Raw genomic sequence first — 20,532 nt, 5'->3', positions numbered from 1 at the left:
ATTACTCGCTGGCGATGGTGAAGTCCGGCGCGTCCGGGTGCTTCATGCCGACGACATGATAGCCGCAATCGACATGATGGGTCTCGCCGGTCACGCCGCGGCCGAGATCGGAGAGCAGATACAGGCCGGACATGCCGACCTCCTCCAGCTCCACATTGCGCTGCAGCGGCGCGTTATATTTGTTCCATTTCAGAATATAGCTGAAATCGCCGATGCCGCTGGCCGCCAGCGTCTTGATCGGCCCGGCGGAGATCGCGTTGACGCGGATTTTGTCCTTGCCGAGATCCGCCGCCATGTAGCGCACCGAGGCTTCAAGCGCGGCCTTGGCAACACCCATCACATTATAATGCGGCATCCAGCGCTCACCGCCGAGATAGGTGAGGGTGAGCAGCGCGCCGCCATCGGGCATCATCGCGGCGGCGCGCTGGGAGACGGCGGCGAAGGAATAGGCGGAAATATCCAGCGCCTGCTGGAACACCGCGCGCGGTGTGTCAACATAGCGCCCGCGCAGAAAATTCTTGTCCGCGAAGCCGATCGCATGCACCAGGAAGTCGATCTTGCCCCATTTCGCCTTCAAGGTCTCGAAAGCGGCATCGATGGCGGCATCGTCGCCGACATCGCAGGGGATCAGGATATCGGAGCCGACGGACGCGGCCAGCGGGCGCACCCGCTTCTCCAGCGCCTCGCCCATATAGGTGAAAGCCAGCTCGCCGCCCTGCGCGGCGACAGCGCGGGCGATGGCCCAGGCGATGGAGCGGTTATTCGCCACGCCCATGATCAGGCCGCGCTTGCCCTGCATCAACGTGCCCTGGGGCAGGGCGGATTCGGTATCGGTGTCGGCCATCGCGGCTCATCTCCGTGCTGCTATCGTCTGAGGGTCCGGTTGGTGGCATAGAGGACAGCGCCAATCAAGGCTCACAAGACGCGCAGGAGCATAAGTGACGATGAGCGAGGATCCTTTCCGCCAGTTCGGTCTCTGGTTCGAGGAGGCGCAGCGCACCGAACCGAACGATCCGAACGCGATGACCGTGGCGACGGTCTCCCCCGAAGGCCGGCCGGCGGCCCGGATTCTGCTGCTGAAAGCCTGGGATGAGCGCGGCTTCGTGTTCTATGGCAATCTCGGCTCGCGCAAGGCCCAGCATATGGCGGGCAATCCGCACGTGGCGCTGCTGTTCCACTGGAAGAGCCTGCAGCGGCAGATCCGCATCGAAGGCGCGATTTCGCCGGTGGAGCCGGCCCAGGCCGACGCGTATTTCGCCACCCGCCCGCGCGGCTCGCAGCTGGGCGCCTGGGCCTCCGCGCAATCCCGCCCGCTGGCCTCGCGCAGCCTGTTCGAGAGCCAGTTGCAGGAAATGGAAGCGCGCTTCGCCGGCCAGACGGTGCCGCGCCCGGACTTCTGGTCCGGCTGGCGGCTGACGCCGGATTATTTCGAGTTCTGGCAGGGGATCGATTTCCGCCTGCATGACCGGCTGATATTCAGCAAGGCGGAAGGCGGCTGGACCAGCGGGCGGCTTTACCCGTAACGGCGGGCAGGGGGCTAATCCTCCCCCTGCGCCATCTCCAGAGCACGCTTATAAACCTGCTTTTTCGGCAGCCCGGTGGCGGCGGCCACGGCGGCGGCGGCATCCTTCACGCTGAGGCTCTTCAGCGCCGCGCGCAGCGCCTCATCCAGCGACTCCGCCCCGGTCTCCTCCGCTGGCGCCGGCCCGACCACCACGACGATCTCGCCGCGCGCCGCGTGCTCGGCGTAATGCGCCGCCAGGGCCGGCAGCGTGTCCCGGCGCACCTCCTCATAATGCTTGGTCAGCTCCCGGCACACCGCGGCCGGGCGGTCGCCGAAGGCGCTCGCGGCATCGGCGAGGAATTCCGCCAGGCGGTGCGGGGCCTCGTAGAAAATATGGGTGGCGCTGAGCCCGGCCAGCTCGGCGCCACGCAGCCCGGCGAAAGCGCTGCGGCGGGGGCCGGACTTGGGCGGCAGGAAGCCGGTGAACAGAAAAGGCTGCGGCGGCAGCCCGGAGAGGGTGAGGGCCAGCACCGCCGCATTCGCCCCGGGCACGCCGGAGACGGGCAGCCCCGCCTCGATGACCGCGCGCACCAGCCGGTAGCCGGGGTCAGAGACCAAGGGCGTGCCGGCATCAGAGATCAAAGCGTAACGTTCACCCTGTTGCATCGCCGCCACAAGCCGGGGAATCGCGGCGGATTCATTATGTTCGTGCAAGGCGACGCATTTGGCGCTGATTCCGTGGGCGCGCAGCAGCACCGCGCTGGTTCTCGTATCTTCACACAGGATCGCGTTCACCCCAGATAAGGTCGATCTCGCCCTGTCCGATAAATCTTGAAGGTTGCCGATTGGCGTCGAAACCATCACAAGAGCGGGCAGGGACGCCCCGGCCATCGCCGTGGGCGGGGCTTGCGTTGGAGGATCAATCATTGCGCCTGGTGCCGTCTCTTCGCTCATCTCTACTCCTTGGCGGCATGCTGGCCCTTGCCAGCTGCGCCGGGCAAGCCCCTCAGATCAACGGCAGCGGGTCTTTGCCCGCGGCGCTGACGCCGAATGCCGGCACCCCGAATAACACAGGCAAGACATCCGGCAATGTCATGCTGCTGGTGCCGCTGAGCGGGCCGCTGGCTCCGGTGGGCCAGGCCCTGGCCAATGCCGCCAAGATCGCGTTTCCGCCCGGCAGCACCCCGGCCCTGGATATTCGCGACACCGGCGGTACGGCTGGCGGTGCGGTGAGCGCCGCGCAGGCCGGGCTGGCGGCGGGGGATGGCATCATCCTCGGGCCGCTGACCGCCGCCGAGACCCAGGCGGTCGCCCCCATCGCCAAACAGGCCGGGGTGAATGTCCTGGCCTTCACCAATGACGGCACGGTGGCGCAGCCGGGCGTCTGGCCGCTGGGCATCTCGCCCGGGCAACAGGTCCGCCGCGTCGTGCAGGCCGCCTCCGATGCCGGCCATACCCAACTCGCCGGGCTGTTGCCGGATACGGATTTCGGCCATCGCCTCGGCCAGGCGCTGCAGCAGGAAGCCGCCAAGCTGAGCGAGCCGGCGCCGCAGATCCAGTTCTACGAGCCGGGCTTCTCCAGCCTGAATAACGCCGTGCGCACGCTGTCGGACTGGAGCGGGCGCGGTGAGGCGCTGATGGCGCAGATCAAGGCGGCGAAGGACAGCAACACGGCGGAAGGGCTGGCCAAGGCCCGCGAGCTGCGCCGCCAGCAGGTGGCGCCGCCCAGCTTCAACGCTCTGTTCATCGGCGCGACGGATGGCAACACCCTGGCGGAGTTGGCGAATTTCCTGCCATATTACGATGTTTCGGCGCCGCAGGTGCTGCTGATGGGCCCCTCGCTCTGGGCGCCCTTGGCCAGCGCCATGGCCGGGCAGAGCGCGCTGCGCGGCGCCATCTATGCCGCCCCGGACCCCGCCGATGCCGCGTCTTTCGATGCCAAATACACCGCCGCCTATGGCAGCGCGCCGCCGGCGATCGCGGATGTCGCCTTCGATGCCGCCGCCCTGGCCAAGCTGGCCGCCGCCAATGGCGGCTATACGGTGCAGACGCTGAGTGCCCCCTCCGGCTTCACCGGGACTGACGGGCTCTTGGTGCTCGACCCGGATGGCACGGTGAGGCGTGGCCTGGCCGTGTTCTCGATCACGCCGGGGCAGCCGACCATCACCTCGCCAGCGCCCGCCAGCCTCAATAGCCCCTGAGCCGTCAGATGTCCGCGCCCGAAGGCAATAGCTGGGACAAGGCCGGCCCCGCCGCCCTCGCTTTGTTTTTCGGCCTGGGGCTCACACCCAGCCTGGTCTTTGCCTTGCTCGCGGCGCTGGGGGATCTGCGGCCGCTGCTGGCTTTCGCCGCCTGGGCGGTCTGCACGCTGGTGGCGCTGCTATTCGCGCTGTTGCTGGGGCGCGATGTGGTGGCGATGACCCGGCTGGTGCGCGCCTTGCGCACCGCCCCGGAATCGCTGCCGACCGACCGGCATCTGCTGATCCCCGGCATGAGCGATCTGGGGGCCGAGGCGCTGCGGCTGATCCATGCCGAACGGCTGCTACGCAGCCGCCACGTGGCCAGCGCGGCGGAGGATCGCGCCCTAGTCGAGCGCCTGCCGGACCCGCTGCTGAAGCTGGGCGAGGATGGGGCCTTGCTCTGGCGCAATGACAGCGCGATCACCGCCTTCGGCACCGAGACGGCGGCCCTGCTGCGCCACCCGGATGTGCGCGACGCTTTGGCCGAAGTGCTGGCCAGCGCCGCGCCGGTGCGCCGGGAGGTGGTGCTGGCCGCGCCGGTGAAGCGGGATCTGGAAGTGACGATGATCCCGGTCGGCGGGCCGGTCTATATGCTGGTCAGCGACCGCACCCGCGAGCGCGCGCTGGAGAAGATGCGCGCCGATTTCGTCGCCAATTCCAGCCACGAGCTGCGCACGCCCTTGGCCAGCCTGATCGGCTTCATCGAAACGCTGCGCGGCCCCGCCGCCGATGACCGCGAGGCGCAGGAAACCTTCCTGGGCATCATGGCCGAGCAGGCGGCGCGGATGCAGCGCGTGATCGGCGATCTGCTCTCGCTCTCCAAGATCGAGATTTCCGAACATTCGCCGCCGAAGGAGCTGCTGCACCTGCCGCCGCTGCTGGAGCGCATCGTCGCCGGGCTGGAGCCGATGGTCAGGGCGCAGGCGACGACCCTGCTGGTGGAGGTGCCGGCGGATCTGCCTCGGGTTGCCGCCGATGCCGATCAGCTGACCCAGGTTTTCACCAATCTCCTCGAAAACGCCTTGAAATACGGCAAGCCGGGCGGGCGGGTGAGGCTCTCCGCCGGCATCGCCCAGGATGAACGCTTTCCGGCGGGCGGGGTGTTGGTTTCGGTGAGCGATGACGGGGCGGGCATCCCGCGCGAGCATATTCCGAGGTTGACCGAGCGTTTCTACCGCGTCGATAAAGGCCGGTCGCGCAATATTGGCGGCACCGGGCTGGGGCTGGCCATCGTCAAGCATGTGGTCTCGCGCCATCGCGGCCGGCTGGTGATCGAGAGCGAGCTTGGCCAGGGCAGCTCTTTCTCCGTCTGGCTCCCCGGCCCCGTGCGCTAAAATGGCGAAAGCTTTTGGAGGGCGCGCCGGCGACCAGCGCCCCCAAGACATCCCCAAACTTCTCCGTTAATGAAACCAACAGCAGGAGAGGGACCCCCCGCATGACCATCTTGGCCATCATCATCGTGCTGATCATTCTCGGTCTGGTCGCGCTGTTCATCCACGACAAGACACAGACCCGGCATACCGTGCTGCGCAATTTCCCCATTATCGGGCATTTCCGCTATTTCGCGGAAACCTGGGGCACTTATATGCGCCAGTACCAATATCTCTCGGACTGGGTGGAGCGCCCGTTCAACCGGCTGGAGCGCAGCTGGGTCTATCGCTCCGCCAAGGGGGTTTCCAATTTCATCAGCTTCGGCTCGGAGGCCGTGCCCAGCTTCGTGTTCCGCAACGCCGCCTTTCCGGTGCTGGATGAGGATAAGCGCGCTTACGGCGGCAAGCTGATCGGCATCGCCAACGGCCCCGGCGCCTGTGAGCAGCCTTATCCGGCCGCCAGCTTCTTCAATATCTCCGGCATGTCCTATGGCGCGCTCAGCAACAATGCCGTCACCGCGCTCTCGCGCGGGGCGAAGCTGGCGGGCATCTGGATGAGCACGGGCGAGGGCGGTTTGAGCCGCTATCATCTGGAGGGCGGGGCGGATATCGTCATGCAGATCGGCACCGCGAAATATGGCGTGCGCGATGCCGAGGGCAATCTCTCCGAGGCCCGGCTGCGCGAGCTGGCCGCACACCCGCAGGTGAAGATGTTTGAGGTAAAACTGGCGCAAGGGGCGAAGCCCGGCAAAGGCGGCATCCTGCCCGGCGCGAAAGTGACACAGGAGATCGCCGAGATCCGCGGCATCACCCCGGGGCAGGACAGCATCTCCCCCAACCGCCACCGCGATATCGGCAGCGTCACCGAGCTGGGCGAATTCGTGCATCGCGTACGCAGCATCACCGGCAAGCCGGTGGGGGTGAAATTCGTGCTGGGCGACCCGGCCTTCCTCGATGAATGGTTCGGCGATTGCGCCGACAATCCCGAGCATTGCCCGGATTATGTCCAGATCGATGGCGGCGAGGGCGGCACCGGGGCGGCGCCGGAATCGCTGGCCGATTATGTCGGGCTGCCGATCACCCAGGCGCTGCCTTATGTCGCGGCGCTGCGTTACGAGCATGGGCTGCAGCACCGCATCCGCATCGTCGCCTCCGGCAAGCTGATCACCCCGGACAAGGTGGCCTGGGCTTTGTGCATGGGCGCGGATTTCGTTTCCTCCGCGCGCGGCTTCATGTTCGCGTTGGGCTGCATCCAGGCGATGAAATGCGGCACCGGCCATTGCCCCACCGGCGTCACCGCCGCCGACAAACGCCTGATCGCCGGGCTGGACCCGACCGACAAGGCGGTGCGCGTCTCGCGCTACGCGCTGAAGATGCGCGATGAGGTGGAGATCATCGCGCATAGCTGCGGCGTGACCGATGCCAGCAAATTCGCACCCAAGCATGTCACCGCGTTGGAGAGCGGCGTGGCGGGGTTCCGGGCACAGTCCAATTGATCTACGGCCTGCTGTTTCTGCTCAGCACCGGGCTGAATATCCTGCTCGGTCTGCATCAATGGCCGAGCGTGCTGGCGGGCAGCCTGCAGGACCCGGATTCCTATATGCGGCTGCTGCGCATCGAGCAGGGTGTGCATCTCGGCCATCTCGTTACCAGCGTCGCGCGGGATGATTCCGGCGCGGGGGTGATGGTGGAATGGTCGCGGCTGCTCGATATCATTCTGTGGCTGATGGCGGCCCCGCTGAGCCTGGTGATCGGCTGGCATAAGGCGCTGTTCGCCGCCGGGGTGGCGCTGGGGCCGCTGGGGGTAGGCGCGCTGGGGGCGGTGTGCGCCTGGGCGGTGGAGCCTTTGGCGCTGCGCCGGCATCTCTGGTCCGCCGCCGCTGCCGCCGCCATCCTGCCGGCCCTGGCCTCGATCGCGCTGCCCGGCGTGGTGCATTATCACATCGCCCTGCTGGTCTTCATCGCGTTGACGGCCGGCTTCGTGCTGCGCGCCCTGCGCGGCGATGTCGGGCTCGGCTTCATGGCCGGTCTGGCCGGGGGCTTTGGCATCTGGATGACGCCGGAGACGATGCCCTTCGTGCTGATGGCCTATGCCGGGCTGGGCTTGCGCTGGCTTTATGCCCGCAACGCCACCACCATCCTGGCCACCGCGGCCGGGTGCTTCGACGTGATCGGCATCGCCTTCTTCATCGACCCGCCGGCCGGCGGCTATGGCGATCCGGAGATCGACCGGCTCTCCATCGTCTATTTCAGCATGGCGCTGGTGCTGTTGGTGAGCGCCGCGGTGCTGACGCGGGTGCAGGCGCGCGCCCCGGCGCGGCTGCGCGGGCCGCTGGGGCTGGCGGTGCTGGGGGTGCCGCTGGCGGCCTGGATCGCGACCTATCCCGGCGTCATCAAGGGCCCGTCCGGGCTGCTGCCGCCGGATCAGCTGAAGGCGATGTTCGGGGTGATCACCGAACAGATGGCCCCGCGCGGGCGCGAGCTGATCGTGTTCCTGCTCCCCGGCCTGTGGGCGGTTCTCTACGCCGCGCGGCGGGCCTGGGCGGAGCGCCGCCCGGCGCTGGTGGACCTCGCGGCGCCGGCGCTGCTGGGCACGCCGCGCCGCGCCCCCTGGGCGTGGGCCTATGTCGCGCTCTGCGCCCTGGTGGCGCTGTTGCTGGGCTATTTCTATCTGCTTTTCACCTGCTTCTCGGCCCTGTTCGCGGCCTGCCTGCTGCCGGTGGCGCTGAGCGGGATGCAGGGGGCGCTGGCGGGGGTGAAACGCATCGCTCTGCTGGCGTTGATCCTGCTGGTGCCGTTCCTGGCGGCGCGGGCCGGCGCGGCGCCGAAGGCAGTTGCGGGCGGGCGCTCCTATCCTTCCTGCAGCCTGCGCCATATCGCGAAGCTGCTGGCCCCGGCGGCGGGGCAGGTGGTGCTGGCCCGCGCCGAGGACACGCCCGAGCTGCTCTATCGCAGCCAGATCGAAACCGTCGGCTCACTCTATGAGCATGGCGTGCCCGCCTTCATGCGCGACCGCGCCGCCTGGCGCGCGGTGCCCGGCAGCAGCGAGCCGCAGGCGGTGGCGGATACCGGCGCCAAATATGTGCTGTTCTGCCCGATGCCCGGCCGCTATCTGCTGGTCGCTAATCTGCCGCCCGACACGCTCTGGGACGCGCTGAACAAAGCCAGCGTGCCGCCCTGGCTGCGCGCCATCGGCAGCGATGCGGCGGGCTGGACGCTCTACAAGATCGTCCCGTAAATCCGGCCGCCGGTCTGCGGGGTTTTTACCCCTGTGGTGCTGGGCAGCGAGAGCGGCAGGCCGCGCAGCGTGCGTACGGCGAGGAAGCCGAAACATTGCGCCTCCAGCGCATCGCCATTCCAGCCCACCGCCTCCACCGGGCGCACCGGCACCGCAAAGCGCGCGGCGAGCCCCGCCATCAGCGTGGCATTATGCCGGCCGCCGCCGGTGACCAGCACCTGTTTCGGCAAGGCGGGGAAGGGCGTCTGCGCAATCGCGGCACAGATAAACGCCGCCAGCGTGGCGGCGGCGTCGGGCGGTACGAGGCCCTGTGTGGCCTGGTCGATGAGGCTGGAGAAACTCAGCCGGTCGAGCGATTTTGGCGCGGGTTGCGCGAAGAAAGGATGTGCCAGCAGCTGTTGCAGCCGCTCCTGGTCAACCTGCCCGCCAGCGGCCAGCGCGCCGCCCTTGTCATAAGGCTGGCCGAGATGCGCCTGCGCCAGATCGTCCAGCGGGCCATTCCCGGGCCCGGTATCGCAGGCGATGATCTCGCCCGCCGCGCCCAGCCAGGTCGCATTCGCCACCCCGCCGATATTCACGATCAGCAGCGGCTTTTCCAGCTCCCGCGCCAGTGCCGCGTGAAACAGCGGCACCAACGGCGCGCCCTCGCCGCCGGCGGCGACATCGGCTGTGCGGAAATCAAACGCCACCGGCAGCCTGGTGATGTGGGAGAGCAGCGCCGCATCGCCGATCTGCCAGGTCCGCCCGGCTTTTGGGGCATGCAGGATGGTCTGGCCGTGAAACCCGACAATATCGGCCGCGCGCCCGAGCAGCGCCACCGCCAGCGCGTGCTCGCGGGTCAGCCGGGCGGCGGCGTCCAGCACGGCCGGATCATCCGCTGAGAGGTCCGGCGCCCGGTCGAGCAGGCCGCGCAGCTGGGCGCGCAACGCGTCATCGTACAACAACGTCGCCGCCGGCCCGAAGCCGCTGACATGCTCGCCATCGGTCTCGATCCAGGCCGCATCCACCCCATCCAGCGAGGTGCCGGACATCAGCCCGATGGCGCGGTAGGTACGGGCGGCGGCATTGGCTGTCATGATGTTTGTGCTAAGCGAGAGAGGCGGAGCAGGGCAAGAGGCGGCATGAATGTGAGACGAGACCTGGCCTGGTTCGGAAAGAGCTGGACCGCGCTGCTATGGGTCGTTTTGGGCTGTTTCTGGTTATTGTGGACGAAATCCGCGCTTGACCATATGCTGCCGCGACTGGCTTATTTGTTTGGCACGTCGGTACATATCGATCCACCGTGCCAGACGCCGGAATGTGATTTCACCGCCTTCTGGCCGGCTGGGCTTCTCGCCCGGCATGGCGCCTTCACCCAGATTTACGATCCTGCGCGATTTCACGCATTCCAGCAGCATCTGTTCAATCTCCAGCTTGGTGTCGAGGCATTCTTCTACCCGCCCCCCATGCTGCTTCCCAGCGCGCTGGCGGCTTATTTGCCGTTCGAGCCAAGCTTTTTCGCCTGGAGCGCGGCGCTGTTGCTTTCGGCCATTCTGTTGTTGCGCTGGGCTGGGTTGTCATGGCTGGTGATCCTGGCGGGTTGCCTGAGCCCTGCTGCAGTTTGGTGTCTTGAGCTTGGCCAGATCGGCATCGTCGGCGGTGCCATTTTCGTGGCCGGGCTAATGCGCGCCCTCGACCAACCGGGGAAGGCGGGGGCGTTGCTGGGATTTTTGGCGCTCAAGCCACAGCTTGGGCTGTTGGCACCGGCTGTCGCCTTCGCACGGCAAAATCTGCGCAGTGCCGTGGGCTTTATCGTTTGCGTATTAGCCTTGGCCGGGTTCACGACGCTGTTTTTCGGCAAATCTGTCTGGGCCACATATTTCACCTATGGAGTTCAGGAAACCAGAGCCGTCATCAACCTCCCATTCAATCCGCATATTTATATGGGCGGTGGGATTTCCGTTTTCTGGATGCTGCGCAGTTTCCATGTTGGCCTCGCTTTGGCCAATTTGGTGCAGGCTTGCGTGACGGGTTTCGCCGCGCTGACGGCGATCTGGATTTGGCGGTGGTCAGACGCACCAACCCTTGACCGCGTCGCCGCCACCGTTTTGCTGACGCTGCTGGCAACGCCTTACGGTTATATCAGCGACATGGTGGGTGGTGCATGGGTCTTGGCGGCCCTGGCCGAGCGCCGCGGCGGGCGTATCTTCATTACGGACTTGCTGTTCTGGCTGTGGCCGCCCTTCTGCCCCCTTATTGCCATCCAAACCGGCCATCTGTTTTCACCGCTGATCATTATGGCGAGCCTGCTGCGTCTTGTATTTGAGTCCGCCCAGAGGAAACGCCCATATCCATGACCATGCGCCTGCGCGCCTATCTGCGCTTCATCGACCGCTTCGGCGCCATCGCCATCCTGCTCGGCGTTTGGGGCATTTTCCTTGTTGCCTTTGCCCAGCATATGGGGCCGCGCCTGGGTTATCTCGCCGGCAAACCGATCGGGCTGGATGCGCCCTGCAACCGGCCCGAGTGCGATTTTTCCGTCTTCTGGCCGGCCGGTAAGCTGGCTCAGGCGCATGAGTTCGCGACTCTTTATTCGCCACCTCGTTTCATCGACGCGGCGGGACAGATGCTGATCCCGCATTTCCCCTACCAGACCTTCTTCTACATGCCGCCGACCTTGCTGGTCCTGGCGCCGCTTTCGCATTTGCCCTTCGAAATCGCGGCGCTGAGCTGGATCGGTTTCTGCATCATCGCCTCGCTGTTGCTTCTGCGTCTTGCCGGCTATGGCTGGGCGGTCATCGCCATCGGGCTGCTCAGCCCGGCGGCACTTATCGATTATCAGCTCGTGCAGTTTGGCATGTTGGGCGGGGCGTTGATGCTTGCCGCAATCCGTCTGGGACAGCGTTACCCGGTACTGGGCGGCGCATTGTCCGGGTTATTCGCCATCAAGCCGCAATTGGGCTTGATCTTGCCGGTTCTATGGCTGGGACAGCGTCGCTGGCGCGCGTTTGCCGCGTGCGGCGCGGTGGGGTTGGGGCTTTGTCTGCTGTCTTATCTCTGCTTTGGTCAGGAGGCTTGGCGGGCTTATCTTGTCCAAGGGCGAGGCCAGAGCCTCGCACTGCTGGCCGCCCCCTTCGATGCCGCAGGTGAACAAGGCTGGGGCGCCTCGGTTTATTGGATGTTGCGTAGTTTCGGCGTTGGCACCGGGCTTACGGCGGGGCTTCAGATCGCGGCCACGCTGGCGGCATTTGCCGCCATGCTCCTGGTGAAATGGCGCCCGGCGCAGCTTTGCGCCGCCGCCATCTGCCTCAACCTCATCGCCGTGCCCTACGAATATACCTGTTACATGACCGCCTATGGCGTGATCCTCGCCCAATCCGCGCAAAGCCGCCATTGGCGCATCGGCATCCTGGACGCGCTGCTCTTCCTCTGGCCTGGCCTCTGCCTGGTCATCTCCATCGCCACCGGGCATGAGCTCACCCCGCTCATCGTCCTCGCCGCCTTGTGGCGCACGGCTTTGCCCCAGCCTGCGCCTGTGCTACCCGCGCCGGCACAGGAGTAGAACCATGGCGAACAGCGCATTTCTGGCCGAGGCGAAAGCCCGCGGCTTCATCTTCCAATGCACCGACGAGGAGGCGCTGGACGCCGCCTGCGCGAACGGTTCCATCGCCGGCTATGCCGGGTTCGACCTCACCGCCGACAGCCTGCATGTCGGCCACATGATCCCGATCATGCTGCTGCGCCTGTTCCAGCGCCATGGCCATCGCCCGGTGGCGCTGATGGGCGGCGGCACCACCCGCATCGGCGACCCGTCTTTCCGCGAGGAAGCCCGCCAGCTGCTGGGTGACGAGCAGATCGCCACCAACCTGATCGGCATCCGCAAAAACCTGGAAGCCTTCATCAATTTCGGCGACGGCCCGAACGACGCCATTCTGGTGAACAACGCGGACTGGCTGGACAAGCTCTCTTATATCGGGCTGCTGCGCGAGGTCGGCGTGCATTTCTCCGTGAACCGCATGCTCTCCTTCGATTCCGTAAAGAGCCGGCTGGACCGCGAGCAGGGCCTCACCTTCCTGGAATTCAACTACTCCATCCTGCAGAGCTACGATTTCCGCGAGCTCAACCGCCGCAACAATGTCGTGCTGCAGATGGGCGGCTCCGACCAATGGGGCAATATCGTCTCCGGCATCGAGCTGGTGCGCCGGACCGACCAAAAGAGCGTCTTCGGTCTCACCACGCCGCTGATCACCACCGCCTCTGGCCAGAAGATGGGCAAGAGCGCCGCCGGCGCGGTCTGGCTCTCGGCGGAGAAGCTCAGCCCGTACAATTACTGGCAATTCTGGCGCAACACCGAGGATGCCGATGTCGGCCGCTTCCTGCGCCTGTTCACGGACGTCCCGCTCGACGAAATCGCCCGCCTCGAAGCCCTGGGCGGTGCCGAGATCAACAGCGCCAAGATCATCCTGGCCACCGAGGCGACCACCCTGGCCCATGGCCGCGCCGCCGCCGAGGAGGCCGCCGAGACCGCCCGCAAGCTCTTCACCGAAGGGGTCGCCGCCGGCAGCCTGCCATCGATCACCCTCACCGCCGCCGAATTCGGCGCGGGCCTGCCGGCATTCGCGCTGCTGGTGAAAGCCGGGTTGGCCGCCTCCAATGGCGAGGCGCGGCGGCTCATTCGCGGTGGCGGCGCCAAGCTGGATGATGTCACCATTGGCGATGAGGCGCAGATGATCGCCCCCAAGCCAGAGCAGAAGCTCTCTGTGGGCAAGAAACAGCACGTGCTCGTCAAACTCGAAGGATAAGAAGGCAAGGGGGATTTTTGGAAAAATCCCCCCTTGGACCCCCTAAAAACTTTTGTTCCCTCAGGTCAGTGCGGTTTTCCAGGCAATGGCCTCTTCCGCACTCAAATCCACATAGCGCGCCACGCCTTCGGCGAAGCCGGCGCGCACATCCCGCCATAATCTTGGCGCCAGGCCGATGAAATTTTCCATATGCCCGGCCAGGGCCGCCTCCGGCACATGCCGCGCCGCCCTTGCCGCCGCCAGCGCCGCCCGTCTGCGCCAGGGCAGGGCCGAAACCAGCCCCTTATGCACAAACCCCGGCCAGGGTGACTCCGCGAACGCGGCACCAAACGCCTTCACATCCGCCTTGCCGTATAAAATCCTCCATTCCGGGTCCCGCCACGGCTTCAGCACGTTCAGATAATGCCGCACCCGTGGCGCCACCACGCCCTCCAGCCCCAGCCCCATATAATGCGTGCAGAAATTCCAGCGCGGCGAAAGCTCCAGGATCCGCCCGCCCAGAACATTCAGCGCATCCTGGTCCATGAACCGCAATTGCGCCCCCCGCGCCGCGATGAACGAGGCCGCCTGCTCCCATAACCCCTCCGCCCGCCAGCGCGCCGCATTCATCAAAATCACCCCGCTGTTGAAATAGGGGGCGTCGAGCCGCAAGCCGGTGCGGGTCCGATAATCATCCCAATCCTCCCGCCCGCCGGCAGCCCCCAGATAGCGCCCGCAATCCTCCACCATCGCCGCCAGCGCCTCGCCCATCTCCAGCCGGAACAAAGGCGAGAGATCGCCGCTCACCCTGATATCCGAATCCAGATAAAGCAGCCGGTCATACGCGCTGAGCCACAAAGCTGGGGCGGCCAGCCTGGCATAAGCGAAAGGCGACATATGCGCCGGCCCCGCCACATGCGCCAACACCTCCGGCAAACGCACCCGCAGCATGCGCACGCCCGGCGGCGGCGGGGCCGCGACATCCTCGGGCAGCAGCAGGCAGACATCGAAATCCCGCCCGGCTTGCGCCGCCACATCCCGTGCCGCCACCCAGGCCAGAGGCAGATAGGCCGCATCCGCCGCGAAAAACACCGCCTTGCGCTCGCCCACACCCGTGCGCCCCCACGCGTCTTTTGCCGCCAAAAACAGCAGCCTGCCCGCTTCATGTTCGCACCCCGCCCGGCCGCTGACAATCACGCCACTGTCATGCGCGCTTTACCCTCTGGTTGCTATTGCGTTGCGAAACAGCCCTGCGCATGCTGGGCTGAAAGCGTATCCAAGGAGCCTGCATGTCGATCCACGCCGCCATCACTCATCGCACCTCCTATAAATACGACCGTCCGGTGTCGCTGGGGCCGCAGACCATCCGGCTGCGTCCTGCCCCTTACGCCCGCACCCCGATCATCTCCTATTCGCTGCGGATCGCGCCGAAGCCGCATTTCCTCAACTGGCAGCAGGATCCGCAAGGCAATTTCCTCGCCCGCGTCGTCTTTCCCGAGCGCGTCACCAGCTTCGAGGTGATCGTTGATCTCGTCGCCGACATGGCGACGATCAACCCGTTCGATTTCTTCCTCGAACCGGAGGCGGAAACCTTCCCCTTCGCCTATGACCCCGTGCTGGCCGAGGAGCTGGCGCCGTTCCGGCTGTTGAGCAAGCCCGGCCCGCTGCTGACGGCGCTGATCGCCGAGGTGAAGGCGAAATTCAAGGATCAGGAGCCGCGCACCACCGACATGCTGGTTGAGATCAACCGCATGGTGAATGAGCGCATCTCCTACGTCGTGCGCATGGAACCCGGCGTCTTCACGCCAGAGGAAACACTGGCGCTTTGCAAAGGCTCCTGCCGGGATTCCGGCTGGCTGCTGGTCAATCTGCTGCGCCATCTGGGCTTTGCCGCGCGCTTTGTCTCCGGCTATCTGATCCAGCTCACCGCCGACCAGAAGCCCGTGGATGGCGGTGCCGCCGGGCCGGAGGCCGACTTCACGGATCTCCATGCCTGGGCCGAGGTTTATCTGCCCGGTGCCGGCTGGGTCGGGCTGGATGCCACCTCCGGCCTGCTCACCGGCGAGGGGCATATTCCGCTTGCCGCCACCCCGTCCCCGCAATCCGCCGCCCCCATCTCCGGCGGCTTCATCGCCGAGGACGGCACCGAGACCGAATTCGATTTCCACATGGAAGTGAAGCGGGTGAAGGAAACCCCGCGCGTCACCAAGCCCTATACCGACAAGCAATGGCAGGACATTCTCGCCCGCGGCGCGCGCGTGGACCATGCGCTGCTGCGCAACGATGTGCGCCTGACCATGGGCGGCGAGCCCACCTTCGTCTCCGCCACGGACCATGAAGGGGCGGAATGGAATATCGACGCGCTGGGCCCGACCAAGCGCGCTTATGCCGGGCGCCTGATCCGCAAACTCACCCCGCTCTGGGGCAAAGGAGCAGCACTCACCTACAATATGGGCAAGCACTATCCTGGCGAGCAGCTCCCGCGCTGGGCCATCCACGCCCATTGGCGCGCCGATGGCGAGCCGGTCTGGAAGGACCCGTCTCTGCTCGCCTCGGACGACGATACCGACAACGCCAATGCCGAGGACACAGCGATCTTCGCCCGCGCTCTGGCCGAGCGTCTGCAGGTTGATCCCGCTTTGGTCAACGCCGCCCATGAGGACATCCATTATTACCTCTGGCGCGAAAAACGCCTGCCGGCGAATGTCGTCACCGAGGATGCCAAGCTGCGCGACCCGCTGGAGCGCGCGCGTCTGGCGAAAGTCTTCGGCCAAGGCCTGGCCTCGAATGTCGGCTCCGTGCTGCCGCTGCGCCGGGTCATCATGGATGGCCAGCGAAGCTGGCAATCCGGCCATTGGTTCTTCAAGGATGATCTGCTCTTCCTGATCCCCGGCGACAGCCCGATCGGCCTGCGTCTGCCGCTCGACAGCCTTCCCTGGGCGGATGATGCGAGCATCGAGCAGGCGTACGAGGCCGACCCGTTCGCGCCGAAAGCCCCGCTCCCGCGCCGCGATGCCTTGCAGTTCGCCCGCTACCGGCCGAATGCCGCCGAAGGGCAGGGGGCGATCGAGAATTTCCGCCCCGTGCCGCAGAGCCTGCCGGTGGTTGGGCGCGAGGAACCGGGCGTGGTGCGCACCGCGCTTTGCGTGGAAGCCCGTGACGGCAAAATCCACATCTTCTACCCGCCGCTGTACGACGTCGAGGATTGGCTGGAACTCACCGCCGCCATCGAGGCCACCGCCGCCGAGTTTGGCCGCAAGGTGGTGCTGGAAGGCTATCTCCCGCCCGAGGATGAGCGCGTGGTGAATTTCTCCGTCACCCCTGACCCGGGCGTGATCGAGGCCAACATCCCCGCCTCCACCAGCTGGGCCGAGCTGACCACCCGCAACGCCCAGCTTTATGAGGCGGCGCGCGAGGTCGGGCTGGCGGCGGAGAAATTCATGCTGGATGGCCGGCATGTCGGCACGGGCGGCGGCAATCATGTGGTAATGGGCGCGAAATCCCCCACCGACAGCCCCTTCCTGCGCCGGCCGGACCTGCTGAAATCCATGCTGGGCTTCTGGCATAACCATCCCAGCCTCAGCTTCCTGTTCTCTGGCCTGTTCATCGGCCCCTCCTCGCAGCATCCGCGCATCGACGAAGCGCGGGAGGACAGCATCAACGAGCTGGAAATCGCCTTCCGCCAGGTCGGCCGCCAGAGCCAGACCCCGCCTTGGCTGGTGGACCGGCTGTTCCGCAACATTCTCTGCGACATGACCGGCAACGGCCACCGCACGGAATTCTGCATCGACAAAATGTATTCGCCGGACGGCTCCTCCGGCCGGCGCGGGCTGGTGGAATTCCGCGCCTTCGAAATGCCGCCGCATGAGCAGATGTCCGCGGCGCAGATTCTGCTGATGCGCTCCGCCGTCGCCGCCTTCTGGGAGCGGCCTTATGAGCGCCGGCTGGTCCGCTGGGGCACGCGCCTGCATGATGAATTCCTGCTTCCCCACTATGCCGAGCAGGATTTCAAGGACGCGTTGGAAGAGCTGGCCGGGCTCGGCTTCCCGCTCGACCCGGACTGGTTCGCCCCGCATCTGGAATTCCGCTTCCCCAAGCTGGGCGATGTGAGCGTGCGCGACATGCAGCTTGAACTGCGCCACGCGCTGGAGCCCTGGCACGTGCTGGGCGAGGAGCAGAGCAGCGGCGGCACCGCGCGTTACGTGGACAGCTCCGCCGAACGCCTGCAGGTGAAGGTGAATGGCTGGGTGGATGAGCGCTATATCCTCTCCTGCAATGGTGCGGCGATGCCGATGCAGCGCACCCAGACACAGGGCGAATATGTCGCCGGGGTGCGTTTCAAGGCCTGGGCGCCATACTCGGCCTTGCACCCGACCATCGGCGTGCAGACACCTTTGGTGTTTGATGTGTACGACACCTGGTCCGGCCGCTCGATCGGCGGGATGACGCATCATGCCGTGCATCCGGGCGGGCGCTCTTATGAGGATTTCCCGATCAATTCCAACGCGGCCGAGGCAAGGCGGCGCTCGCGCTTCTGGGCCTTTGGCCATACGCCGGGGCCGGCACCGCTGCCGCTGCCGGTGGAGGGGCCGGAATTCCCGCGCTGCCTGGATCTGCGCCGCCATGCTTAAGGCTCAGCTTAAGCGCCTGCGTCAGTTCATGGCGGCCGACGTGACGGCGGCACAGGACCGCATGGCGGCGGAGCTGGCGGCGATAAGGGCGGAACAGGCGCTGCTGCGCGAGGAGCTGGCGGCGCTGCGGGCGAAGGAAAATGCGTTATCCAAACAGATGGAAGCCGCCTTGGTCACCATAGCTTTGGCCAGGCAAGGCACCGTCTAAATCGCAAAAGTTTTGGCAATTATATCCCTGACTAAGCGTCCATTTTGAGATTCAAACGTCGTGATTTGTAGAGTATGCCGTATGGAGTATGCCGTATGGCGTAGCTCAATTAAGGAGGTGTGCTCGGATGCCTGAGTATTGGGTATATGAAAATTGGACCGTCAAACGTGCTCGATTGCATTTGACACATTGTCCTCATTGTAACGGTGGAAAAGGTAAAAATGCTTTAGATTCAGGCAAAAATGGACAATGGCTTGGTCCTTACTCAGACAAGCAAAAAGCGTCACAGGTGCTACAAGAGACCCGTGTCGCTGACCGAGCCATGTGCGCTTTTTGTGCCCCATAAATAGGCTTGGCCAAGTATATAGTTGCCATAGCTTTTGAGGGATTTTGGGATTTTTTCAAAAGTTCCCCAAGATCAGCTGCAATAACCGCTCCGCATAAGCCTCAATGTCATGCGCGGCGCAGTAAGCGGCCCTCACCACCTCATCCGGCCGAGGCGCCACCAAGGCCCGCGCCAGCGCCCCGGCGATCTCCGCCACATCCGGCACATCCGCCACCCGCAGCACATAATCCGGCGCCGCGATGGTCTCCGCCAGATCCCGGCTCGCCACCATGTTCAGCCCGGCGCCGATGCCATCCTGCAACGCCGCCGAGACCCCGCCCGCCTGGCCGATGCGCAGTTGCAGCCCCGCATCCGCCGCCGCCGCCCAGGCCCGGTACGTCTCCGGGGTGACAAACCCGGTGCCCAGCGTCACCCCCAACGAAGCCGCCTCGTCGCGCAACGGCGCGACATCCATCGCCACCTCGCCGACAAAGACCAGCCGCGCCGCCGGGCGCCCGCGTTTCAGCAAAGCGAAAGCCGCCAGCGCCGCGCCGATGGCTTTCGCCGGCACCAGAAACCCGAAGGAGACGATGAGCTGTTCCGCCGGGCCGATCCTCAGACGCGCCCGCGCCGCATCGCGCTCTGCCGGCGTGATCGGCGCGTGCGGGCGCATCATCGGGAAGGGCAGGCAATGCGCCCGCACGCCGAAGCGCTCCTGGCAGAGCCGCACCGGCTGCGGCGCGTGGAAGATCAGCGGCCGCGCCGCGTGTGCCAGCTTCCCCAGAAAACTCGCCTCGCGTTGGCTCTCATCGGCCGCCCAGACGGCGATCTCGTCCTCGCTCACCACCCGTCCCAGCTCCTCCCCGGCCAGCATGGCGGCGGGGGCGAGGCCGTGGGTGGTGGCCAGCCCCAGCAGCCGCGCATCATGGCACAGACAGGCCGCGCCATAGCGCAGGCAGAGCTGATAGATCTCCTCATGCAGCGGCGCATTGCCGAGCACGCAGAGCACCGCGTCATAGGCCCCATCCTGCACCGCCAGCCGGGAATAGGGGCCGGAGAACGCCTCCACCCGCGCCAGCTTGCGCAAGGCGGTGAGCAATGCCGCCGAATGGTCCGCCACGCCGCTGCGGGTGGGCGGCAAGGGCGAGAGCAAGGCGATGCGCGGCCGCCGCGATATTGGCGGCGCGGGCGCGGGCAGGGCGGCAAACAGCTTCGCCGCCACCGCGGCTTCGGCAAAGGGCGCCGCCAGCCCCGCCTGCGCGGCGATCACCGCCTCGCGGGCCCGCAGCGTCTCTTCCAGCAGCGCGGCCAGCTCCTCCACATCATCCGGCCCGAACAGGAAGCGCGCCGGCAACAGCGCCCGGTGCGCGGGAATGTCCGAGGCGAGGGAGGGTACGCCCACCCGGCACGCCTCCACCACCGGCATTGAAAACCCTTCCGCCCTGGACGGCGTGACCACCGCCAGCGCTTGCGCATAGAGCCCGGCCAGCGTGGCATCACTCACCCGCCCCGGCAGCGCCACCGGGCGGATCGCGCGCAGCCGGGCGGCTTCTTGCTCGTCATAGCCGCCGGTGATCACCAGCTCGGTCTCGCTCAGGCCCGGCCGGGCGGCCATCGCGCGCAGCAGCAGCTCCGGGTTCTTGCGCGGATCATCCCCGCCCACCATCAGCACATGGCGCGGCCCCGCCGGCGCCAGCGCCTGCAGAAAAGGCGGCAGCCCGACGCCGGTGACCACGCTTTTCACCGCGCCGAACAGCTCACGCAGCCGCGCCTCGGTGGGCACCGAGATGGGAAAATAAAGATCGTAACGCCGCAGCCAGGCCAGCGCGGCATAATAGTCCAGCCGCGCCCCGGCCGTGCGCAGATAGCGCTCTGGCGCATCGAACGGGATGAAATCATACACGCAAACGGCTTTGTACACGCGCTTATCGCTCAGCAGCCGGGCGCAGAATTCCTGGTTCGGCGTGAAGGGCGAGGGGTTGAGGAACAGCGTAGCGCCGGGCACGTAGCCATGCGGCGAGAGCCGCCCGGCGCGTGCCGCCACCGCCTGCGGCAACGCCGGCAGGGCGGGATCATACACCCCCACCCAGCCCGGCGGCGCATGGCGGATGAGATTGCGCGCATGATTGCCGATGCCCCGCTCCCGGTAGGCCGGGTCCTGCAGGCAGCGCAGATCGATGACCAGGCTCATCCGCGCCCGCCCGCGCAAAGCCCAAGCTCTGGCCAGTGAAGTTTTGTCATGCGGCCTCCGGATTA

The 20,532-nt window shown here is 66.3% G+C and carries 15 protein-coding genes; 10 read left to right on the top strand and 5 right to left on the bottom strand.

Going from position 1 to position 20,532, the window contains the following annotated elements:
• Position 1: 1 nt before the first annotated feature.
• A complete protein-coding gene (gene fabI, locus ACZ46S_RS03520) occupies positions 2–844 on the bottom strand; it encodes an enoyl-ACP reductase FabI (RefSeq protein ID WP_295739430.1) in 843 nt (280 codons plus the stop codon).
• 100 nt (positions 845–944) lie between these two features.
• On the opposite strand from fabI, the gene pdxH reads away from it, so the two are divergent.
• The gene (gene pdxH, locus ACZ46S_RS03515) at positions 945–1,523 is read left to right on the top strand and encodes a pyridoxamine 5'-phosphate oxidase (RefSeq protein ID WP_464063382.1); all 579 of its coding nucleotides are present in this window, start codon (positions 945–947) and stop codon (positions 1,521–1,523) included.
• Positions 1,524–1,537: 14 nt separating this feature from the next.
• Here pdxH and rsmI read toward each other — a convergent pair whose 3' ends face one another.
• Complete coding sequence (gene rsmI / locus ACZ46S_RS03510) at positions 1,538–2,431, bottom strand: 16S rRNA (cytidine(1402)-2'-O)-methyltransferase (protein ID WP_464064320.1); 894 nt, start codon at positions 2,429–2,431, stop codon at positions 1,538–1,540.
• A 44-nt stretch (positions 2,432–2,475) separates the two neighbouring features.
• On the opposite strand from rsmI, the gene ACZ46S_RS03505 reads away from it, so the two are divergent.
• The 4 genes from ACZ46S_RS03505 (at position 2,476) to ACZ46S_RS03490 (ending at position 8,352) form a co-directional block, all read left to right on the top strand.
• Positions 2,476–3,705, top strand: a complete 1,230-nt coding sequence (locus tag ACZ46S_RS03505; protein WP_464063381.1) for a penicillin-binding protein activator — start codon at positions 2,476–2,478, stop codon at positions 3,703–3,705.
• 8 nt (positions 3,706–3,713) lie between these two features.
• Positions 3,714–5,078 carry an ATP-binding protein gene (locus tag ACZ46S_RS03500; RefSeq protein WP_464063380.1) on the top strand — a complete coding sequence of 455 codons (1,365 nt, stop codon included), beginning with the start codon at positions 3,714–3,716 and terminating at the stop codon, positions 5,076–5,078.
• 101 nt (positions 5,079–5,179) lie between these two features.
• Complete coding sequence (locus ACZ46S_RS03495; RefSeq protein WP_464063379.1) at positions 5,180–6,610, top strand: FMN-binding glutamate synthase family protein; 1,431 nt, start codon at positions 5,180–5,182, stop codon at positions 6,608–6,610.
• On the top strand, positions 6,607–8,352 hold the full coding sequence (locus tag ACZ46S_RS03490) for a hypothetical protein (RefSeq protein WP_464063378.1): 1,746 nt from the start codon (positions 6,607–6,609) through the stop codon (positions 8,350–8,352). The genes ACZ46S_RS03495 and ACZ46S_RS03490 overlap by 4 nt, the downstream gene beginning before the upstream one ends.
• On the opposite strand, the gene ACZ46S_RS03485 is transcribed toward ACZ46S_RS03490, so the two are convergent.
• Positions 8,334–9,428 carry an anhydro-N-acetylmuramic acid kinase gene (locus tag ACZ46S_RS03485; protein WP_464063377.1) on the bottom strand — a complete coding sequence of 365 codons (1,095 nt, stop codon included), beginning with the start codon at positions 9,426–9,428 and terminating at the stop codon, positions 8,334–8,336. The genes ACZ46S_RS03490 and ACZ46S_RS03485 overlap by 19 nt on opposite strands.
• Before the next feature lie 45 nt (positions 9,429–9,473).
• Between ACZ46S_RS03485 and ACZ46S_RS03480 the strand changes: the two genes are divergently transcribed.
• Genes ACZ46S_RS03480 through tyrS form a run of 3 tightly spaced genes read left to right on the top strand, consistent with a single transcriptional unit; the run spans position 9,474 to position 13,133 of the window.
• Positions 9,474–10,688: a glycosyltransferase family 87 protein gene (locus ACZ46S_RS03480; RefSeq protein WP_464063376.1), complete on the top strand. Its 1,215-nt coding sequence runs from the start codon at positions 9,474–9,476 to the stop codon at positions 10,686–10,688.
• Positions 10,685–11,893 carry a glycosyltransferase family 87 protein gene (locus ACZ46S_RS03475; RefSeq protein ID WP_464063375.1) on the top strand — a complete coding sequence of 403 codons (1,209 nt, stop codon included), beginning with the start codon at positions 10,685–10,687 and terminating at the stop codon, positions 11,891–11,893. Before ACZ46S_RS03480 ends, ACZ46S_RS03475 begins: the two co-directional genes overlap by 4 nt.
• A gap of 4 nt (positions 11,894–11,897) precedes the next feature.
• Positions 11,898–13,133: a tyrosine--tRNA ligase gene (tyrS, locus tag ACZ46S_RS03470; protein WP_464063374.1), complete on the top strand. Its 1,236-nt coding sequence runs from the start codon at positions 11,898–11,900 to the stop codon at positions 13,131–13,133.
• Between the two features lie 60 nt (positions 13,134–13,193).
• On the opposite strand, the gene ACZ46S_RS03465 is transcribed toward tyrS, so the two are convergent.
• Positions 13,194–14,309 (bottom strand): glycosyltransferase family 8 protein, encoded by a 1,116-nt coding sequence (locus ACZ46S_RS03465; RefSeq protein WP_464063373.1) that lies wholly within the window; start codon positions 14,307–14,309, stop codon positions 13,194–13,196.
• A gap of 92 nt (positions 14,310–14,401) precedes the next feature.
• Here ACZ46S_RS03465 and ACZ46S_RS03460 point away from each other — a divergent pair, with 92 nt between their 5' ends.
• Together ACZ46S_RS03460 and ACZ46S_RS03455 are read left to right on the top strand one after the other, a co-directional pair.
• Complete coding sequence (locus tag ACZ46S_RS03460) at positions 14,402–17,743, top strand: transglutaminase family protein (RefSeq protein WP_464063372.1); 3,342 nt, start codon at positions 14,402–14,404, stop codon at positions 17,741–17,743.
• The gene (locus ACZ46S_RS03455) at positions 17,736–17,951 is read left to right on the top strand and encodes a hypothetical protein (RefSeq protein WP_464063371.1); all 216 of its coding nucleotides are present in this window, start codon (positions 17,736–17,738) and stop codon (positions 17,949–17,951) included. The genes ACZ46S_RS03460 and ACZ46S_RS03455 overlap by 8 nt, the downstream gene beginning before the upstream one ends.
• A 401-nt stretch (positions 17,952–18,352) precedes the next feature.
• Here ACZ46S_RS03455 and ACZ46S_RS03450 read toward each other — a convergent pair whose 3' ends face one another.
• Positions 18,353–20,467: a glycosyltransferase gene (locus ACZ46S_RS03450; protein ID WP_464063370.1), complete on the bottom strand. Its 2,115-nt coding sequence runs from the start codon at positions 20,465–20,467 to the stop codon at positions 18,353–18,355.
• Positions 20,468–20,532 lie beyond the last annotated feature (65 nt).

The organism is Acidocella aluminiidurans, assembly GCF_055383125.1.
The sequence above is the reverse complement of the archived record's forward strand: the minus strand, read 5'-3'. Positions and strand labels throughout refer to the sequence as shown.